1 protein-coding gene is annotated in these 3,368 nt (G+C 70.2%); it reads left to right on the forward strand.

Going from position 1 to position 3,368, the window contains the following annotated elements:
- Nucleotides 1-3,368, forward strand: a 3,368-nt coding sequence (locus CLV63_RS32985; RefSeq protein ID WP_146165741.1) for an SDR family NAD(P)-dependent oxidoreductase, incomplete at both ends; no start/stop codon positions are given.

Below are 3,368 nucleotides of genomic sequence, written 5' to 3' on the forward strand. Positions count from 1 at the left end.
GCCCTGGCCACCCGCACCACCCCGGTGACCATTGCCGAGTTGGATGAGTTGCCCGATCCCGCACCCGGCCTGGTGGTCCTGCCCTGGAGCCCCGTGTCCGACCAGGCGGACGACAGCGACACCGCAGACACCACCGGCCCGGACAGTACGGGCCAAGACCCAGGACTGGGTGGGTTGGATCGTGCGCTCGCCGGCCTGCTGCACATCCTGCAAACCTGGGCCGCCCGGCCCGAGGCCGGGCGCCTGGCCATCGTCACCCGCAACGCCATCGCCACCGGCGAGGACACGCGTGCCCCCGACCCCGCCGCCCACGCGGCCTGGGGCCTGATCCGCGCCGCCCAGACCGAATACCCCGACCGGTTCACCCTCACCGACACCGACCCCCACACCAGCGCCACCGCTCTCGCGACCGCTCTGGTGCAGACCGAACACGACCAGATCGCGGTCCGCACCGACCAGCTACGTGTTCCCCGGCTGCGCCGCGCCGCCACCGCCGAGGAGCTGGCCACACCGGACGGGCACTGGCGCCTGGACACCACCACCCCCGGCACCATCGACAACCTCCACCTCGTCCCCCAACCCGACCCCGCCCCCCAACCAGGGCCGGGACAGGTGCGGGTACGGCCCCGCGCGGCCGGGTTGAACTTCCGCGACGTCGTGGTCGTGCTCGGCATGGTTCCCGAACACGAAGACCCCATCGGCGGCGAGCTCGCCGGAATCGTGGAACAGGTCGGCCCCGGCGTCACCGACTACGCCCCCGGAGACCGGGTCTTCGGCATCACCGAAGGCGCCTTCACCCCGGTGCTCGACACCGACCATCGTTTGCTGGCCCCCATTCCCGACGGCCTCACCTTCGCCCAAGCCGCCGCGTTCCCCCTCGTGTTCCTGACCGCTTGGTATGGCCTGGTCGACCTCGGCCACATCACCGCCGGGGACCGGGTACTGATCCATTCCGGGGCCGGCGGGGTGGGCATGGCCGCCATCCAGATCGCCCGCCTGCACGGCGCCGAGGTCTTCGCCACCGCCTCCCCCGCCAAATGGGGAACCCTGCGCGCCCTCGGGATCCCCGACGACCACATCGCGTCCTCGCGCACCCTGGACTACGCCACCACCTTCGCCCCCACCCCACCCACCCTCATCCTCAACTCCCTGGCAGGCGAACACACCGACGCGTCGTTGGGGCTGCTGGCCCCGGGCGGGCGGTTCGTGGAGATGGGCAAGACCGACATCCGCGAGGCCGACACCGTTGCCCGCACCCGCCCGGATGTCTCGTATCAGGCGTTCGATCTGATGGATCCCGGACCGGACCACCTCGCCACCCTGCTGGGCCGCGTCACCGAGCTACTCGCCACCGACGCCCTGACCCTGCCCCCCATCCGGTGCTTCGACATCCGCCACGCCCGCCACGCCTTCCGCCACATGGCCCAAGCCCGCCACACCGGCAAAATCGTCCTCACCACCCCCGCCCCCCTGGACCCCCAGGGCACGATCCTGATCACCGGCGGCACCGGGGGGCTGGGCGCGGGCCTGGCCCGCCATCTGGCCCGCACCGGCCACACCCGCCTCCTGCTCACCTCACGCCGCGGACCAGAAGCCCCCGGCGCGACGGAGCTCCGCGAGGAACTCGCCGGGTTGGGGGCCCAGGTCACCATCGCCGCGTGCGACCACACCGACCCCGCATCCACCGCCCACCTCCTGGACACCGTCCCGGACGCGCATCCGCTCACCGCGGTGTTCCACACCGCGGGAGTGCTCCACGACGCCACCCTGCCCCACCAGAACCCCAACACCCTGGCCGCGGTGCTGGCCCCCAAAGCCCACGCCGCCCACCACCTCCACACCTTGACTCGCCACCATGATCTGGCGCACTTCGTGTGCTATTCGTCCACGGCCGGGACGCTGCACAACGCCGGCCAGGCCAACTACGCCGCCGCGAACGCCTACCTGGACGCACTGGCCCAGCACCGCCGGCACCACGGGCTGGTCGGCCAGTCGGTGGCGTGGGGGTTGTGGGACACCCCGACCGGGATGAGCGGGCACCTCACAACTGCCGAGGTGGACCGGATCCGCAAGGCCGGGTTCCCGCTGCTGGGCACCGCCCACGGACACCGGCTGCTGGACCACGCGCTGGGCCGGCCCGCACCGCTGCAATACGCCCTCCCCCTCACCACACCCACCACGCCCGGACCTGTTCCGTCGATTCTTACCGACCTCGCGCCTACCGCGTTGCGTGCCCGGTCTGCGTCGAGTTCCGGTATCCCGGAGCAGCTGCACCGGAAACTCGCTCAGCTGCCGCACACGGAGCAGCTCCATACCCTCACCACTCTGATCCGCACGGAAGCCGCTGTTGTCCTGGGGCACGAGTCGCTTGACACCATCGAGCCCGATCGGGCGTTCAACGAACTCGGGTTCGACTCCCTCACCTCGGTGGAGTTGCGCAACCGCCTCCGCTCCGCGACCGGGCTGGCGCTGCCTCCGACGCTGCTGTTCGACCACCCCGCATCCACCACCCTCGCCCAACACCTCCTGAAGAAGGTCTTGGGGACGCAGGAGAAACAAGCCGAACCCCACCAGAAGGCCACCGTCAGAGTCGATGAAGACCCCATCGTCATCACGGGTATGGGGTGTCGGTTGCCGGGTGGTGTGGAGTCTCCGGAGGGGTTGTGGGATCTGGTGCGCGCCGGGGGGTCGGGGATCTCCGACTTCCCCGATGACCGGGGGTGGGATCTGGAGGCGTTGTTCGATCCGGATCCGGAGTCGAGTGGGACGAGTTATGTGCGCCGGGGCGGGTTCTTGGAGGGGGCGGCGGGGTTCGATGCGGGGTTCTTCGGGATCAGTCCGCGGGAGGCGCGGGCGATGGATCCGCAGCAGCGGTTGCTGTTGGAGGTGGCCTGGGAGGCGATCGAGCGCGCGGGGATCGACCCGCATTCGTTGAAGGGCAGCCCCACCGGCGTATTCATCGGAGCCACCTACACCGGATACGACTCCAACCCCAACGCCTTCCCCGAAGACGCCGAGAGCTTCCTGATGACCGGGAACTCGACGAATGTCATCTCGGGTCGCGTGTCGTATTTCCTGGGTTTGGAGGGCCCGGCGGTCACCGTGGACACGGCGTGCTCGTCATCGCTGGTCGGCCTGCACCTGGCCTGCGAATCACTGCGACGCGGTGAGACCGACCTCGTCCTCGCAGGGGGCGTGACCGTCCTTCCGATCCCGGAAATGTTCGTTCAGTTCAGTCGTCAGCGGGGGTTGGCCGCGGACGGGCGGTGCAAAGCCTTCTCCGATGACGCCGACGGCACCGTGTTCTCCGAAGGCGTGGGCGTACTCCTGCTGGAACGCCTCTCCGACGCCCGCCGCAACCACCGCCC

This window comes from Murinocardiopsis flavida (assembly GCF_003014485.1).
Classification (GTDB): Bacteria; Actinomycetota; Actinomycetes; order Streptosporangiales; family Streptosporangiaceae; genus Murinocardiopsis; species Murinocardiopsis flavida.